The sequence below is a fragment of the Bacteroides sp. AM23-12 genome, assembly GCF_003434395.1.
Taxonomy (GTDB): Bacteria; Bacteroidota; Bacteroidia; order Bacteroidales; family Bacteroidaceae; genus Bacteroides; species Bacteroides thetaiotaomicron.
In genome coordinates, this window is record NZ_QTLF01000014.1 from 66,060 (window position 1) to 83,658 (window position 17,599).

10 protein-coding genes and 1 tRNA gene are annotated in these 17,599 nt (G+C 43.4%); 5 read left to right on the top strand and 6 right to left on the bottom strand.

The genetic code is table 11. The features are described 5' to 3' along the window. Window positions 1–90 precede the first annotated feature (90 nt). The gene (locus DW640_RS13160; protein WP_032841465.1) at window positions 91–927 is read left to right on the top strand and encodes a 4Fe-4S binding protein; all 837 of its coding nucleotides are present in this window, start codon (window positions 91–93) and stop codon (window positions 925–927) included. On the opposite strand, the gene tilS is transcribed toward DW640_RS13160, so the two are convergent. Next, the gene (gene tilS, locus DW640_RS13165; RefSeq protein WP_022470848.1) at window positions 912–2,192 is read right to left on the bottom strand and encodes a tRNA lysidine(34) synthetase TilS; all 1,281 of its coding nucleotides are present in this window, start codon (window positions 2,190–2,192) and stop codon (window positions 912–914) included. The genes DW640_RS13160 and tilS overlap by 16 nt on opposite strands. Window positions 2,193–2,575: 383 nt before the next feature. Here tilS and feoB point away from each other — a divergent pair, with 383 nt between their 5' ends. From feoB to DW640_RS13185, 4 genes are all read left to right on the top strand, one after another. Continuing rightward, entirely contained in the window at window positions 2,576–5,062 is a 2,487-nt protein-coding gene (gene feoB / locus DW640_RS13170; RefSeq protein WP_008767925.1) for a ferrous iron transport protein B, read from the top strand. Continuing rightward, window positions 5,059–5,274, top strand: coding sequence for a hypothetical protein (locus DW640_RS13175; RefSeq protein WP_008762135.1), 216 nt, complete (start codon window positions 5,059–5,061; stop codon window positions 5,272–5,274). The genes feoB and DW640_RS13175 overlap by 4 nt, the downstream gene beginning before the upstream one ends. A gap of 51 nt (window positions 5,275–5,325) precedes the next feature. Further along, window positions 5,326–5,397, top strand: a tRNA-Cys gene (locus tag DW640_RS13180). A 151-nt stretch (window positions 5,398–5,548) separates the two neighbouring features. After that, window positions 5,549–6,712 (top strand): site-specific integrase, encoded by a 1,164-nt coding sequence (locus DW640_RS13185; protein ID WP_117578352.1) that lies wholly within the window; start codon window positions 5,549–5,551, stop codon window positions 6,710–6,712. A 102-nt stretch (window positions 6,713–6,814) separates the two neighbouring features. Here DW640_RS13185 and DW640_RS13190 read toward each other — a convergent pair whose 3' ends face one another. The 5 genes from DW640_RS13190 to DW640_RS13210 form a co-directional block, all read right to left on the bottom strand. After that, a complete protein-coding gene (locus DW640_RS13190; protein ID WP_117578354.1) occupies window positions 6,815–7,306 on the bottom strand; it encodes an N-acetylmuramoyl-L-alanine amidase in 492 nt (163 codons plus the stop codon). Window positions 7,307–7,525: 219 nt separating this feature from the next. Beyond that, complete coding sequence (locus DW640_RS13195; RefSeq protein WP_117578356.1) at window positions 7,526–9,787, bottom strand: hypothetical protein; 2,262 nt, start codon at window positions 9,785–9,787, stop codon at window positions 7,526–7,528. After that, complete coding sequence (locus DW640_RS13200; RefSeq protein ID WP_117578358.1) at window positions 9,787–10,167, bottom strand: hypothetical protein; 381 nt, start codon at window positions 10,165–10,167, stop codon at window positions 9,787–9,789. Before DW640_RS13200 ends, DW640_RS13195 begins: the two co-directional genes overlap by 1 nt. A 1-nt stretch (window position 10,168) precedes the next feature. Next, a complete protein-coding gene (locus DW640_RS13205; RefSeq protein ID WP_117578360.1) occupies window positions 10,169–16,696 on the bottom strand; it encodes a CotH kinase family protein in 6,528 nt (2,175 codons plus the stop codon). Window positions 16,697–16,698: 2 nt separating this feature from the next. Continuing rightward, window positions 16,699–17,598, bottom strand: a complete 900-nt coding sequence (locus tag DW640_RS13210) for a hypothetical protein (RefSeq protein WP_117578362.1) — start codon at window positions 17,596–17,598, stop codon at window positions 16,699–16,701. Window position 17,599: the final 1 nt, after the last annotated feature.

A 17,599-nucleotide genomic window follows, 5' to 3' on the forward strand; every position in this document is an offset into this window, starting at 1 on the left:
GGCAAAGATAATAAATATTTTTGGTTTCATGAACAATCAAACACTTTTTTCAGCGTAAAAACGTATCTTTGCTGTATAAAAGAAAATAGTATGACAGTAAATGAAGCTCGTTTAATTTATTTTTCGCCTACACACACATCAAAACAAGTAGCCGAAGCAATTGTTCACGGAACCGGTATAAAAAATGTCGTTTCGATGAATCTCACATTGCAGACTGTCGAGGAAACTGTTATTCCTACGTCTGCATTAGCTGTTATCGTAGTGCCTGTATATGGAGGTCATGTGGCTCCTTTGGCTATGGAACGTCTGGAAAGTATTCGCGGTCTGGATACTCCTGCCGTATTGGTCGTGGTTTACGGAAACCGTGCCTACGAGAAGGCGTTGATGGAACTGGACGCTTTTGCCATCCCTCACGGATTGAAGGTGATTGCCGGAGCAACCTTCATAGGTGAACATTCATATAGCACCGATAAATGTCCCATCGCAGACGGTCGTCCGAATGAATCTGATTTGGATTATGCGGAAGATTTCGGAAAGAAGATAATGGAGAAAATTCAGGCAGCTGATGGACCCGATACTCTTTACCAGGTGGATGTGCGTGCCATTAAACGCCCCAGTCAGCCGTTTTTCCCCTTATTCCGCTTTTTGAGGAAGGTAATCAAGCTGCGCAAAAGTGGTACTCCGCTTCCCCGTACCCCTTGGATAGAAGATGAGAGCTTGTGTACTCATTGTGGTATCTGTGCGGCTCGTTGTCCGGCAGGAGCGATCACCAAAGGGGATGAACTGAACACGAATGCTGAAAAATGCATCAAATGCTGCGCCTGTGTGAAAGCATGTGCAAACAAGGCAAGGAAATATGATACTCCTTTCGCTTCTTTGCTGTCCGAGTGTTTCAAGAAACAGAAATTGCCTCAGACTATCTTGTAGATAATCACTCGTTTAGTCGTTTCGTCTATCCGGAAGCGGTTATCTGTCCGTTCGCCTATCAGCCATGCAATGCGTTCACCGCAGCAGAGAACCCATTGGCGTTCTTTTTGGCTGATGGAGAATTTGCGGTCGGTCAGATAATCGCTTATTTTTTTCTTGCCCGTCATGCCGAAGGGGATGAATGTATCTCCCGCTTGCCATTTGCGGCAGTGAATTTCCTCATTTAATTTGTCTGCATCGAAACAGGCGGTTTCTTTTTCCCGTGGAATCCGGAAATCGGGTGTGAATTCTCTTTCCTCTTTTATTAATTGATAGGGAAGGGCAGGGCCGTCTTCCGGCTGGATGGTTTCCAGTAGCAGCAAATTCCGGTCTTTAATGACTCGCCATTCTTTGCTGACGAATTGTTTCCCTGATTGTCCGTGAAGCGAATTGGCTATATCTTTGATTTGTGCCGAATTGAATCCCAGTGGATGCAATGTTTCAAACAAGAAAGCATCGGGAGCGGGTTCGTCCAGTAGAGCATCGATTCGGATACCTTCCGGAGTGATAATCCGTGTTTTGGCTTCGTCTATTACCTTATTATATATAGTAGCTACATCATTCAGGTGATTGCTTGTTTCTATCAGACTGTTTTTGACCGACGGATTTATTTCCTGCATCAGTGGGAGCAGGTTGAGGCGGATTTTATTGCGGGTATATTCGTCTTCCAGATTGGTGCTGTCTGTTACGAAGTCTTGTCCGATCTGTTGCAGGTAGCGGATGATTTCTTCCCGGTTGATGCAGAGCAACGGACGTACGATTGCTCCGTTTCGGGGGCGGATTCCTAATAAACCGGTAATGCCTGTACCCCGAATGAGGTTGAGCAGCATCGTTTCTACACTGTCGTCCTGGTGGTGAGCTACGGCGATTACATGGGCTCCGCACTCTTCTTTTATCTTTTCGAACCAGTTATAGCGGAGTTCCCTGGCTGCCATTTCTATCGAGATCCGTTTTTCTGTTGCGTACTGAGTCGTGTTGAAGTCGATGGTATGCAGGCGGATGCCGTATTTTTGGCAAAGTTGCCGGACAAACCGTTCGTCACGGTTTGATTCTTCACCGCGTAAATGGAAATTGCAGTGGGCAGCTTCGCATTGATAACCTGCTGTGTGGAGTACACGTAGCAAGGCCACCGAGTCGGCTCCGCCACTCAGGGCAATCAGAAGTTTATCGTTCGGCGAGAATAAATGCTCTTTCTCTATATATCGTATAACCCGTTGTTGTATCATATCTGCAAAGATAATAGTTTATTGAGGTATCTCAAGTGAATGCTAATTGTTTTTATCGGACTGACTAAGGAAAAAACTCCCATAAATTATTTTTTTCTTTAGCGATTTCTAATTCGTCCTACTATAGTTCCTCTTTCGTGCCACTATAGTAGGACGTAAGGGGAACTATAGTACTTCTTGCGTACCACTATAGTGGCACGAACTAATTGTTGCATGTAAATTCAATAGATGTAGGCAGGGAATTAGTTACCTGTTGTGGCTTGGACTTTTGATGGGGTTATTTAGATACCGTCAGTATACGAAAATCCTGCTATTTAAAAACATTCTAAATAATTTGCGTGCTCGGAAGTTATGAATTATCTTTGCCGAAAATTTAGATAGTTATGCGTTTATCCGAATTAGGAACAGGTGAAAAAGGTGTCATCGTTAAGGTCTTGGGACACGGAGGCTTTCGTAAACGTATTGTGGAGATGGGTTTTATCAAAGGTAAAACTGTTGAAGTGTTGTTGAATGCTCCACTGAAAGACCCGATTAAATATAAAGTCTTAGGTTATGAAATATCTCTTCGTCGTCAGGAAGCGGAAATGATTGAAGTAGTCAGCGAGGAAGAAGCAAAAAAACAAGCCGAAAAAGCTGTATATCACGAAGGTTTGCCCGAAGATGTTTCTGTAAAAGAAGAAGATATGAAACGGTTGGCGTTAGGTAAGCGCCGTACTATCAACGTTGCTCTGGTCGGGAATCCGAACTCAGGCAAGACTTCTCTTTTCAATCTGGCTTCCGGTGCTCATGAGCATGTAGGAAACTATAGCGGTGTGACCGTAGATGCCAAAGAAGGGTATTTCGATTTCGAAGGTTATCATTTCCGTATTGTCGATTTGCCGGGAACGTATTCACTGTCAGCTTATACACCGGAAGAAATTTATGTCCGCCGTCACATTGTTGATGAAACACCGGACGTAATCATCAATGTAGTCGATTCTTCAAATCTGGAACGAAATCTGTATCTGACTACCCAACTGATTGACATGAATGTCCGCATGGTAGTGGCTTTGAATATTTACGATGAGCTGGAATCCAGCGGTAATACATTGGATTATCATTTGTTGAGTAAATTGTTCGGGGTGCCGATGGTGCCTACTGTCAGCAAGAAGAATCGTGGACTGGATACCTTGTTTCATGTAGTAATCAACCTTTATGAAGGGGTCGATTTCTTTGACAAGCAGGGAAATATGAATCCGGAAGTTCTGAAAGACTTGACCGAATGGCATGATTCTCTGGAAGACCGGAAGAACCATGAGGAAGAACATCTGGAGGATTACGTGCGCGAACATAAAAGGAAAGGGCGTGTATTCCGTCATATCCATATCAATCATGGTCCCGATCTGGAAAAAGCGATTGACGCTGTAAAAGAGGAAGTATCCAAGAATGAATTTATCCGCCATAAATATTCTACCCGCTTTCTGTCTATCAAGTTGCTGGAAAACGATCCCGATATAGAGAGCTTTGTACGGACGCTGCCCAATGCGGGAGAGATTTTCCGTATTCGCGACAAGATGGCCAAGCGCGTTCAGGAAACGATGAACGAGGATTGCGAATCCGCCATAACGGATGCCAAATACGGTTTTATCAGTGGTGCGCTGAAAGAGACATTTACTGACAATCATCTGGAGCAGGCGCAGACGACGAAGGTGCTGGATGCTATCGTTACTCATCGTATCTGGGGGTATCCTATCTTTTTCCTTTTCATGTACTTGATGTTTGAGGGAACGTTTGTTCTCGGAGAATATCCGATGATGGGAATTGAATGGCTGGTGGGGCAAATCGGTGACTTGATTCGCAATAACATGTCGGAGGGGCCGTTGAAGGATATGCTGGTTGACGGTATCGTAGGCGGTGTAGGTGGTGTTATCGTCTTTCTGCCCAATATTCTGATTCTGTATTTCTGTATTTCGCTGATGGAAGACTCCGGTTATATGGCCCGTGCAGCGTTTATAATGGATAAAATTATGCATAAGATGGGCTTGCATGGAAAATCGTTTATTCCGTTGATTATGGGATTCGGTTGTAATGTGCCTGCTATCATGGCTTCCCGTACTATTGAGAACCGGAAAAGCCGTTTGATTACGATGTTGATTAACCCGTTGATGTCTTGTAGCGCGCGTCTGCCCATTTATCTTTTGTTGGTAGGGGCTTTTTTCCCGAACAATGCGAGTTTGGTGTTGTTAAGTATTTATGCGATCGGAATTTTTCTGGCTGTGCTGTTGGCGCGTCTGTTCAGCAAGTTTTTGGTAAAGGGTGATGATACTCCTTTTGTGATGGAGCTTCCTCCTTATCGAATGCCGACGGCAAAATCCATATTCCGTCATACATGGGAGAAGGGAGCGCAGTATCTGAAAAAAATGGGAGGGATTATTATGATTGCTTCTATTATCATCTGGTTCCTCGGATATTATCCGAACCATGAGGCGTATGAGACAGTAGCTGAACAACAGGAAAATTCTTATATCGGTCAGTTAGGACGGGCTATAGAGCCGGTGATAAAGCCGATGGGCTTTGACTGGAAGTTGGGTATCGGTTTGATTTCCGGAGTAGGGGCAAAAGAGCTGGTCGTTAGTACGCTGGGTGTTTTGTATGTGGATGATCCGGAGGCCGATGAGGCTAGCCTGGCGGAACGGATTCCGATAACTCCTTTAGTGGCGTTCTGTTATATGCTGTTTGTGCTGATTTACTTCCCTTGTATTGCGGCATTGGCGGCTATTAAGCAAGAGTCCGGCAGTTGGAAGTGGGCGCTCTTTGCAGCTTGCTATACCACAGGGCTGGCCTGGCTGGTGGCATTTTCAGTTTATCAGATTGGAGGAATGTTTGTATGAATAATTGGCAGGAATGGGTAGTCGGAGTACTGATTGTACTCTGCATTGCCCGTGTAATATATGGAATTTATCTTTTTTTTCGTCGTACGCGAGAAAGTGAGAATCCTTGTGATAGCTGCGTAAGTGGCTGTGATTTAAAGGATATGATGGAGAAGAAACGTCAAGAGTGCGGTGTAAAGAAAAAAAGTACAAAGAAAAATTGCTGCGGATAGTTGGTAGTTTCAAAATTTGTACTACCTTTGCAACCGCAAACGAGAAAAAATGGTTCCTTGGATGAGTGGCTTAGTCAGCGGTCTGCAAAACCGTGTACGGCGGTTCGAATCCGCCAGGAACCTCGAAGTGGTCAAAATGCCGGATACAGCAATGTGTCCGGCATTTGCTATTTATTGATATTCAGTTAATTAGCTACCTCTTCATTTGTGTGACAAACTGTGCAGGTGTAGACCGGAGATCAATTCTCACCTGCAAACGGAACCATTGTAGATCATGGTAACCATTAAAATATATCTAAGAACCTATGGGAGCGACCCGGATAATGGAGTCGTGTGGTTATCCTTTTATGTTAATCGTGAAAAGGTGAACTTTTCTACGAAAGTTTCAGTTGACATCAAAGACTGGAACGATAAGAAGAAATGTGTTGGGGCAGGAGACAAGTTGGCAAAAGATAAGAACTTGATTATAGAAACTATTCTAGCCAGAGTAAACAATGTTTTTGTAAAGTATCGCCTCCGTGACAGGAAACTTACCAGGGACTCTTTTCTTAAAGCATATCATCGCCCGACTGATTATAACACTTTCTTTGACTTTGTGACGGACTATCAGAAGAAGGAGTCTCTAAAACTTGAAGATTCTACCTACAAGACTAATTTATCAGTAATAAAGAAATTGAAGGAGTATAATCCTAACCTTTATTTTGATGATATAACAAGTGAGTGGCTTGACGAGTATTTCTTCCATTTAATGCATAAGCTGGAGAATAACCAAAATACAGCTAACAAGAATATGGCCACAATCAAGAAATATGTCTTGGCTGCTTTCAACGCAGGCTACATGGATGAAAATCCTTTCAAAAAATGGTCAATCAAGAAGGGGCTTCCTTCAGGAGAGTACTTGTATGAATATGAACTGCAGAAGTTGATGGAACTGTATACTTCCGGAGAGCTGGAATACAGATATCACAAAACTCTTGAGTTATTTTTATTCTTATGCTTCAGCTCATTGCATATAGGGGATGCAAAAGGGTTGGCTTTAGAACAGTTCTCAGAGACAACTTTCACTTATTTTCGTATGAAACTGAAGAAGAGGAAGCCAATGCCAATCCAGGTACCAATCTCAGATCCGCTTCGGCAGTTATTAAGAAACATTGTTGGTACTAGGAAGAAGGGACCTGTTTTTGAGAAGCTGTGTGCTGATCAGACGATGAACAGGTATTTGAAAGAGATAGCTGCTATTGCCGGGATAGAAAAGCATATAACACATAAAGTCGGCAGGCATACCTTTGCAACCATCTTTTTGCGTAAGACAAAGGATATCGCTTCTCTGAAGGAGATCCTTGGGCATTCGGATCTGAAGGAGACATTAGTATATGCTCATGTGTTGAATGAGAGTAAACAAGAAGGAGTACAGTGCTTCAACAGTTTTGCCTTTTAAATTGTACTTTCGTACGGAATGGAGTTATTTCATTGATCTCTAGATAATAGCAGGCGCACTATTTTTGTACAATTTGGTACGAAAATAGTGCGTCTGCACCATTTATGGGCGAATCAATACTGTCGGACAATATCCAAATTCCTGAGCTGCATCAAAACAGGGACACATTTTGATCCATTCGCTCGACTCTACAATCCCGTTATCATTCAGATCCGGAGATGTGTCTCGATGGCCGAGAACTTCAACAATGGGATATTCCTGTTTGAGTCTCATTACGAGATCACGCATGGATTGTTTTTGAGCATCGGTACGAGTATCGGCTGCTTGCCCAGTCATATCAAGACCTCCGATATAACAAATTCCAATGCTGTGTTTATTGTATGATAAACCGGATGATCCTTTTGTGTTGCAGTGTGCTCCCTCGATTTGGAGAGATCTACCTTCTTCAATGGTACCGTCTAAATCTACCACAAAATGATATCCGATTTGGCTGAATCCACGTGCACGATGCATACGATCGATGTCTTTTGCTTTAAAATCTTGCCCAGCTTTAGTGGCAGAACAATGAATGATAATTGAGTCGATGTTGTTCATTTGATTTTTTCTTTTAATTATTAATATTACCTTTGCACCAATTCTGTAAGGGAATATTTCCCTTAATGTTTGTTTTGTTTGTGTTTGTCAGCCGCTAACTCGTGATGAGCAGGCGGTTTTTCTTTTAATAGAAGTGCATCCAAGCAGATACTTTGCGATCCATGATTCATAAAATACCTTTTTCATAAGTTTTGTTTTTAGTGATTAATAATGTATTATTTATGTCCTGGTACTTTCTCCCAGACTGTCAGTAATAACATACCATACGCATCCATCGTAGCGACTAACTCCGATAAACTGTATTACTCCTCCTTTACCTGTTTCTATTTTTGTTACTAATTTTAGTCCGTAAACATCGACATTTAAAGGGTGATACATCCTTCCTATAATCTCGACGATAGGGGCTATTCTTGTTTTTACAGGATTATCATAGACGGTAAGGACCGTACCAATATACTTTTCATCAGTAGGTAAATTGAGAGTTAGACGAGTAGCTGTATCTTCCCCTTTTGCTTCGAGATTGAAATAGTCAGATACGGTATATTCTCCGGTAGCAGCATTTGGGATAGCTCCTTCTTTAAAAGTTTTAAATGGTATTTTCAAGAATCCGGAGAATGTTCCGCTTGTGGCATTAATTTCACCGTTTACTGTAACTTTTGCTTTCCCATTCTCTACCGATACAATGAATTTGTTGTCTATGTTTATACCGGTGGTCATAATGGCTTCAACTAAAAGTTGGCCGCTAATCTGGACTCGTTCTCCTTCGATCTTGATTCCTGATTCATCGGCATTGATAGCAGCAAGTATCGTGTTGGGATTACCGTCCTTGTCGGTACCCATAACCTCAACCTTCCACTCTTTTGCGTTTTGGGTGACCTGGGTACCGATTTCTTTAATGATATCTCCCTCGGCATCAGCAACGGCTTCCTCGAACTTGGTAGTCAACCTTTCAGCAGTCAAGTTAAGCTCAGATTTGCAGCTTTCTGTTGTCACGTCAATCTCACCTTTTGCTGATATCGTTTTCTTCTGAACATTCTCTTCGAAGGTTGCGGTCAAGTTCTTAGCGGTGAGTTCTACTTCTGATTTAGCGGCATTCTTAGATGTCGTGATAGCTCCGTCGGCTTCCTTTACCTTTTCCTCTGCATTCTTATTGAAAGTAGCTGTTAGTTCTTCCGCTGAAGCCTGAATGTCTGATTCAGCAGATTCTTTTTTATCAGTGATCGCTCCGGTCGCTTCTTCTGTTTTTTCTTCTACTGTTTTCTTGAATTGAAGATCAAGCTGTTCGGCAGTCATTTTTAGGGATGATTCTGCGGATTTCTTCGCTTCGGATATCGCTCCGGTTGCCTCTTCTGTTTTAGTATTTACGAGATTAGTGAATGCAAGTACAAAGTCCCTTGCAGTGAGCTGAAGTGTACCGGTTGCTTCTTCTGTTGCTGTAGTGATAGCACCCAGAGCATTCGTCGTTTCAGTCTCGACTTTATGGGTAAAGTCAGCAGACAACTTTTCGTAATTGACATTAAATTCAGAAGAAAGTTCTTCGATTTTGGTCACATGTTCACCTGCGGTGGTAGCTGATCCGGCAGCAGAGCTAGCAGAATCAGAAGCTTCCTTCGCGTACTTGATGACTTCTTGCCATTTGCCGGTGATCCCATCCTCCCTGATTTCGAAGTCGCCGCGTATCTGAATCTCACGACCGTTCAACTCGTCTTCGATTGTCTTGTCATTGTGCAGGATGAATGTACCACGAATGATCACTCCATCGGCGATCAAACCAAACCATCTCTTAACGCTTCCTACAGCTTCCTTTGCCCAGGCAGGAATCAGACCGATATCTGCATGGCCAAGCGTACATCTTACATGTTCCGGATCGGAATAAGCCGCCCAGCTGTCGATACCGTCATAAAAATACTGGCAGTTTGTCCTTGATGAAATACGGATGAATGATTGACGTTCTGCATCAACTATGTTTCCTACTCTTGCAATGATCATGTGCTGGTAAGGGATACTGTCACCTTCAGCTTCAAGGAGAATAGACTGATCGCTGCCCGGATCAGAGATGGCGGTAAACTGTTGAACGGAGTAAATTGTGCCGGTGTTGCCGGGATTATGATAATACCCTATCAACAGGTCACTGTCGGCAAGCGGGTTATTGTCCGCTTCTCTCAAATCCGGATAGACAGTGAATGTCCCGTCTCCGTTATCGAAGTAAGATGCGATCTTGATACTGCTTGTGACTATTTCTTCATCCTCTGTTACCCGGATGCGGTTGTATACAAATTCATTTGTGATAAACTTCTCACGTACAAAGACAGATTTAAACTCAGCATTGCCGAGCTTGTCAATCAACCAGCCTGATACGCCTGATACGAATGTACTTACCCATTCATCTACTTCTTCACCGGCAGCGTTCAGTATCTTCTTACCTGTTGCTTTAGCGGAGGAGATAAATCCCCAAATACCGGTATTGATTAGTCCTGCCATTATTCTATTCCTCCCATTATTCGTATAAGCATTGCCACCTGCTTTTCTAGTTTATGGTAGTCAGCTACGGTGATTCTCTTTTTTTGTTCGACATCAGTTTTTGGTTCATCCTCTATGGTTTCTGTTTCTTCAATATCAGTTACCTCATCCTCTAGCGGTGTATCTTCGTCGATAAGAACGGTCTCTTGGTCAGCAGGATCATCTATCTCTTCATAGTGTTCAGGGAGTTCCAAAAGCGGTTCTTCTAGTTTCTCACCTGACAAGTAGTAGGTGTATCCGAGATAGATTTCATTCCCGAACAGCTGGCTGTCGGAAATTCTGCGGAATACTTTGCCTTCTTCCGCAGTGATATGGTTATTATTTAATTCGTCTATTTTCATATTATACCTCTTCATTAGGGAAATCGATTGCAAATTGACTCATAGGCTTGATGCTGTCGGCTAATTCAGTCCAATTAGTTGCTGTTTTATATGCTTCTACAGAATCATTGGGAACGTATATTTGGAACCTTACAGAGATATAAGACGAAGCGAATGTTCTTGCGCCAATAATTGGGGGAGTCTCTACTGTCGAAATGAAATATTTCATTTGACGACAATAGGCAAATGAATAATTTCCTAAATTCGGAACTGTAGCTGGAAGTATCACATGTTTCAATTCATCACAGGTGTAACAGAAATGCTCCATCTTTGTTACAGGGCAATTATCAAGCAAACCGGCAGGTAAAACCTTTATTTTTGAATATTGAAAACATCCTCTAAAGTCAAACGCTTTCTTATTATTAATAAATAGATTTGCTGGGACCGATTCCAATAAAGAACGTGAGAAACAACCTTCTGGATTACTCCAACTATCGGCTCCTCCAAAATAATATGCATTCGTACAATAGTAGAATAATCGTTCGGGAACGGAAGTGATTTTTGTATTAGCGAAACATAAGTTGAAATCAGAGGCGCCTACATTGTATCTAAATAAATCATCAGGAATTGAAGATATTAATGTTCCCTCAAAAGCTGATTTGAATGTGCTGGCATTCGTGCAATGGTCAAATAAGCCTACAGGAATTGATGAGATTAGGGTATTCCTAAATATACCTGAAAGACTTGTCGCAGCTACGCAATTGTCAAGCAACCCTTGCGGAATAGATGTTAAACTTGTATTATTGAAACAATAGGAAAAAGACTGTCTCTCTGTATCGTTTTTCAACACAAGTCCTACATACTTCAACATTGAGAAACCTGAGAAATTCAAGTTATTTACATTACTATTTCCGAGATCCCAATATGCAACAAGAGATAAACTTCTTTTTGTAATCGCATAGGTCACATCACTACAGTTTTTGATTTCTACCTGATGGAAATCTGAGTTATCATACGTGTGATCATAAGTCAGCTTCCCTGGCCCGACTGCATGATCTTCTGTTCCGTCTCCCCATGATATGATATAATCAGTGGCGTCTGAGGTGACATAGAGAGAAATGTTCTCTCCAGTAACAAGCATCTGAATATTTCCATTCTCTATCGGTTTGAAAGATTCAATATCAAGCCTCATGGCAGCGTTGACTGTAATGGCGGTTAAACTAACAGTAACGTTATCTGTTACGCTGAAATATCCATTTTTAGATACGGTGTATTCATGAGTTTTTTTGCTACCTATTACCAATGTCGTTTCTCCGGAGGCATCAGTAATCCCTGTTTTCCCATCACATTGAATAGTAGCTCCGGATAGAAGTACAGTGCCGTCTTTTACTATGAACTTTACTTCGACCGTGTTTGGTTCTACATATACAGTTAAGGATGTTGCAGACGTCCCAACAGTTATATTACCTGTCTTTTCATAATATGTGTCATGGGTAACAGAATATTCATAGGTTCCTTTTCCCAATGATAAAGTGCATTCACCGTACTGGTTAGTCGTTCCTGTCACTCCATTACATTTTACGGTAGCACCTTCAATGAGCGATGAATTGTATTCTACGATAAACTTAACATCCACGACGCCATATACATACACAGTGTTTGTAGTATCAGATGTTATGGAACCATATGAGAAGGTATTGCTTGCATATCCGTATGCAGACACGGTTCCGGATATAGCCGCACCTCCACGCGGTAAAGTAACATATCCGTCAGCATCAGAAATGTATGATCGGTCTCCAATTGTGACAGTAGCACCTTGGACATATACCGATTGGTTATAAACTCCTACACGAATCTTTCGTAATGGAATATATGTCACAGTATAACTCTGAGAACGTGTACCTGCTACAAGGTATGAACCCTTAAAATCTTCGTGATTTTCACATTTGAACGTAAAATCAATCGTTATGTTGTCTTCAGAAGTTACCTTGTAGGTATATTCGTTTACTTTCTCAACTTCGTAGGCGCATTCGAAGGCTGAATTAGCAAGAGACTTACGCTGAGAAGAACTGAAGGTGAAAGTCGTCACAGGAGCAGGTTTCAATTGACCATATGTGATAGCTAATTCGGGAAATGCTGCCTTCAGTTTGTTGATTTGAGAATCGGTAGCTACAGAGACATAACATTTACCGGTGATGATCGCCTTGTCTACATTGTTGCCGTTTTCGTCCAGTCCTTTCAAACTGATTAGTTTTATGATAGGATCAAGGGTAGATAATGTCCAGTCTACACCGATCAAGCGTACACGCTCTAACTTCATAGTATCAAGCGCAAAACATCTGTCAATTATGGATAAGACATTAGCCTTGTTGGTGTTCTCCCATCTGATTGTCGAAAGATTCCGTACCCCATCAAGGATTAATCCCGCATCAGTCAGTTCCGTTTGATTTCGGACCGTTAAATTTGTAATGGTATCCGGCAGGTGAAGCAACGTCAAGTTACCGCCTTCAGGCAATACTACAGCGGATGTTCCGGTTCCTTCCGCCCATATCTCGCGAATGTTGGAACATAATGCAAGGTCTATTGCTTGTTTCAGGTTCGGACAGTTACGGATATCCAACTTGCGGAGCAGGTTGTTTGCACCAACTGAGAGCACTTCCATATTCGTGTTTCGATAGCCTTCCGCTCCGGATCCGATAATCAGCTCCACCAGTTTGGTCATCTTCGATACGTCAACCGAACCGGGATACAAAGAGGATATATCCCCCAGGCTGCTGATCTGACCGGCGCCAAAAATGATCGTTTCAGTATCGTTGAACTGAATGGCAGGAGCTTTAATATGTACCGGTACATTTTTCTGTGACCGAATGCCGGCTGTATATGATCCGTACTGGACGTTGACATACTGCCCGGCATACGACGTGATGGTCATATCCGCATTAGGTTCTACTCCTTCCCACTCTGAAGGGGTGTACAGACGCAGAGTTGCGAAGTCATTCTTATAGTCTCCGGCAATGTATTTAGAGTCCATGTATTTGAATCGGTTGTACAGCCACCAGCGACGGTGCATCTTGCGGCTTCCCTGGGCAGCATACAGGTATGATCCATTCCCTTCATCGAGTAATGGACGGACATACTTGTACCAGCTGTCCTCATTGTATACTGCTTCACACCAGGCATCTCCCTGTTCGGTATCGAAGAAGCGGATACATTCTTCATAAGTGAGCAGCTTCTTTGACCGCATTTCAGCGTACATGGCTGCGATCTCTTTAGAATATGCCTGCTCGATGTTGTTCCAGAGAGTTGACTCTGCACCGTTCCATACATCCTTGTTACCGATCTGATCGTGGTACTCAACCGTATAGTCAAATGCTGCTACGCCCTCGTTGTTCAGTCCGCACACAGTATCATTATCATAGAAGATGCAGATCCAGTGAATTCCGTCGAAGGTAGTCAGGAACATATTCTTAGCACGCTGGTCGACCATCGCAAAGAGTTCCGTTATCGTGTAGTACGATAACATGAAATTCATGTCCAGGTACTGATCAGCTTCGGCCCGGAACTTCGTCGGGTTATCCTTTACGGAGACAAGCCAGTCAGTCAGGCGCTTTAGATTCGTGTAGTCTTCGTTTTCGTCCGGATAACGAGCTTCGAAGTCTTTCAGCCATTCTATATTACCTTCCGAGTCGACGGTGATATAGTCCGAACGTTTGAAGAGTACACGGTCGGAAGTATTGTTCAGGATCTCCCAACTTTCACAGCCGGCCTTGAATCCGAATGTTTCATTCGTTGACTTATCGTTATTGAAGTTGTATTTGCCCAATGATGTTCTCTCATCATCTTCTGATGTTTGATGCCACATCACCGACGGGCGACCGTTGACTGTCGTCCGGACGCGGGGATCTGCCTTCTGTGCTTCAGTAAGGAATCCCATGCCACGAAGAATATAGTCGATCAAACGGGCCATACCGGTATTGTGTACACCGCTAGATTCGGCGAAGTCCGCTTTGAAGCAGAATACGTTTACAGGTATTTCTTCTTCGAAGATGGCAACTTTATCGGCATGTTCACCGGTAGCGGTCATGGTGAATCCCTGCTTGCATTTTGTCTTGAAGTTCTTTCGAGGATACCACTGTGATGAAGTTCCCTGTACGTCGATCTCTACTCCGGTTGCTACCCAGCTGCGTTCAGGATATTCCCTGTCCTCATAGACAAGGGTGACAGTCTTCTTGTCTCCTTTGAAAGTCGGAAGCTCACCGACGATGGTGAATGAGATATTCTGATTCGCCAGCTTCTCATAGCTGAGATTCCCATAGTCGTCATAAATGCTGTTCCGGGCATATAGCTTGCGCTTCAGTTCAAGATTGTCCATATCGGCAATGTAATTGTCGAGAAGCTGATAGCGGTTTAAGGCATTGTCATAGACACGGATATTAAAGATATCTGCGGTACAGTCACTGCTGCCGATCGAGATCCCGGCCGGATTGGGCTGAGTAAAGTTGTCTTGTTCCGGATACTGGATCAGTCCGCAGATCTCACCGTTGATGTAGACGAAGATCAGCCGGTTCTCCGCTTTCTTTTCGATCACGAAGGAAATCCGGACACGTTCATCCTCTTTGAATTGTGTTTCGATAGAGGTCTGTTCTGATCTGAATATAGCTTTCTGTGCAGTCACTTCAAGTCCGATGCCGGCATTCATGCAGCTGAGGATGACTGAATCATAGTCGGTAACGTCTCTGGTTTCAAATTCGAATTCGATTGTTTTGCCGGTAGAACGGAAGTCGTTGGCAAAGGAGTTGTAGGGGATGGTTACACGTGCATCGCCATTAACGCGAAGAGCTACGAATCCGTCAACTGTCTTGATCCATCCGTTCGTTGCGTAGTTGAATGCGGTAAGTACAGCGAAGATCTCTCCGTAGTTCCAGATGTTTTTCCCTTCTTCGTTGTTGCTGCGGTTTACGGAAGTGAGGAAGAGAACGAGATCCGCTTCCTCCGGACGAACATCGATCTCTGATTCCGTAACCGTCAGGTTGAATGTTTTGGTCACAGATCCGCATGCTATTTTCAGTTCCAGTTCTCCGGGAGTTTCTGCCCGGTAACTCCATGTTTGTCGCGTGCGGTCGATCGTTTGATCACTAATTTCGATTCCATTAGCTGACAGGGTGATATCACTTGTCGTTGTAGCAGGATTATAAACGATGTAGGGAATCAGGAGTGTGCTGAATTGTTCGACTTCGGCAGTCCTGAAGGATGACGCAATAACCGGTGTGTTGTTTCCGGATACAATGCTGATAATATCATAGCGTAGACGATCGCTTTCTACTTCGGTATCGTTGATCGTTGCCGTCGCATAAACGTCGAGCGTATGTGCACCATGCGCCTGTGCCGGGATTGAATATGTCTGCTGACGATTAGATACAGATGTGGTGTAGGTACCCGTTTCTTTACCATCAACGACAAAGTGAATGGTTTTCTCTACGGCACCAAGCGGGGTATATGGGAATGAGATCGCTCCCACATAGGCTTTTGAATCATCGAATGTAGACGTTACGGCAATGCTTACCGCGTTGATCTTGAATGTCAGCTTGCGGGTAGCTCCGTAACTGTCGGTAACTTGTACAACGAGGACGTTATCACCGAGTATCAGGTATTTGCCTATATTGAATGAGACTTCGCCTTGATTGATTGTTTCGGAGGCTACCTGCTTATTGTTCAAAGTATAGGTTGCGATACCTTCGCCCGTTTCCTCTCCGGACAAGGTAGATGAGTATGTGTATTTTATCAGTGTCTCCTTACCATGAACGGCCGTTGCATTTGACGGAGTGACAAAGGCAAGCGTGAGCTTTGTTCCTCCGCCACCTGCGGCTGCTTTCACGGGATAGAATACACCTGCTCGTTTCTGCATCATGTAGTTGCCGTCCGGAACTAGATCGAATGATTCATCTGTGTTGTCCATCTCACCTAGTGAGGTAGAACCGAATCCGCTGTTTTTAGGAACTTCTGTTAATCCTATTGCCATAACATTACTATTTTCGGGATTTTCTTTTTCTGATTCAGTAACTCCATAATCGGTGTCGGCCATCACGACGACACCACCGGACAGCCGGGTCATTTTACCGACATTTAGCCCACCTTCGATGTCGCAGCCCTCTTTGGAAGTAAAGCCTTTCTTGAAAGTATCTTTGATGTCTTTACGTGCATAACGATCATCACCGAATGATTGAGATGCGACAGGCTCAAGTTTGCAGTGTACGCGCTTGTCTGCCAATGGAAGTGATTCGTCAAGAACAAGGATATAAACATTTGTTTTCCCATTCTCTTTTACAGTAATCATTTGTCCGTCATAAGGGGCATAAGCTACAGTGTCGATATTTTGCGCATATCGAGTTGCTTTTTCTAAAGAGTTCCAGGTCGATGTAGAGTCGATAGGGAGACTCCTGGTGCGCTTGTATTGAAGATAGAAACTAGCTCCTGCGATGACAAGGCTAGAACGTGGTGATACGTTTTTTATTTCAGATAGATATTCTACAATTTCAACTTGGTCTTCCATACTCAGACTGTTTTAAAAGTGAATGTATCCGGATCGTTAGGCATTGTAGCTTCTGCAATCCACATTTTATATTCAATAGCTTTACTACCGTTGGCCCCTTCTACCATAATTTTAATCGGACCTTCAGTTCCATTTTCGATGAAGTTGCCAGGATAACTGGTTAGGGTAAGCTCGGTGAGCATGTCTGCAGGGATACATACTGCAAACATAGACCATGTACCAATCGGAAATTTATAGGTACCGGGACCGGTATACAGTCCGTTTGAACTGAGTGCCCGTACTGCATCTGATGTTTGAGGCACAGTATTGCATACACCGGCAAACCATTTACGTCGAACGTTCACACTGATCTTATTATTTAATGTAATTTGCGGTAATACTCCATCAGGGCTAGCGTCGTAGACGACGGTTGCAGCGTAAGTCTCCTCCATTGTATAGTAGCCTGTCAATTGCCTTATTGCCTTCTGTTCCCCATTAACTTCTGCAGAAAACTCTAGTTTATTCTCTTCGATATAATCATAAAAGGCTTTACTCATGGGGCCGTTACCGTGTCTGTTGGCTGTGTAGGTTAGCTGTCCTTTGGCTGTCCCAAACTCAACGTCGTTGGACGTTGAAAGTTTACCTGTTAAAGATGCAGACTCTACACTGGTGAGCATCGTCCTGAAGATACTTTCGTATGTTGTTCCTTCCTTGAGTATGTCCCCAGGGTTTATATTCCCTGTCTTGGGCGAGGTGACGCGAATATCTTTGGACAAGCTTCCACCGGCTTTAGCCAGTGTCTTGTACCTTTCGTTCAAAAAGTCCAAGACACCGGCTAGTTGCTGGTTGGTTACACTGCCTTTGGTGATGGCCTTGTCTATGTGATCAATCAGAGAGTCTACAATATCTTGTGTTGTACTCATC

Bases quoted from the DNA above. Each gene is read 5' to 3' on its own strand.
- DW640_RS13160 (WP_032841465.1), top strand. From the start codon at position 91: ATGACAGTAAATGAAGCTCGTTTAATTTATTTTTCGCCTACACACACA.
- tilS (WP_022470848.1), bottom strand. From the start codon at position 2,192: ATGATACAACAACGGGTTATACGATATATAGAGAAAGAGCATTTATTC.
- feoB (WP_008767925.1), top strand. From the start codon at position 2,576: ATGCGTTTATCCGAATTAGGAACAGGTGAAAAAGGTGTCATCGTTAAG.
- DW640_RS13175 (WP_008762135.1), top strand. From the start codon at position 5,059: ATGAATAATTGGCAGGAATGGGTAGTCGGAGTACTGATTGTACTCTGC.
- DW640_RS13185 (WP_117578352.1), top strand. From the start codon at position 5,549: ATGGTAACCATTAAAATATATCTAAGAACCTATGGGAGCGACCCGGAT.
- DW640_RS13190 (WP_117578354.1), bottom strand. From the start codon at position 7,306: ATGAACAACATCGACTCAATTATCATTCATTGTTCTGCCACTAAAGCT.
- DW640_RS13195 (WP_117578356.1), bottom strand. From the start codon at position 9,787: ATGGCAGGACTAATCAATACCGGTATTTGGGGATTTATCTCCTCCGCT.
- DW640_RS13200 (WP_117578358.1), bottom strand. From the start codon at position 10,167: ATGAAAATAGACGAATTAAATAATAACCATATCACTGCGGAAGAAGGC.
- DW640_RS13205 (WP_117578360.1), bottom strand. From the start codon at position 16,696: ATGGAAGACCAAGTTGAAATTGTAGAATATCTATCTGAAATAAAAAAC.
- DW640_RS13210 (WP_117578362.1), bottom strand. From the start codon at position 17,598: ATGAGTACAACACAAGATATTGTAGACTCTCTGATTGATCACATAGAC.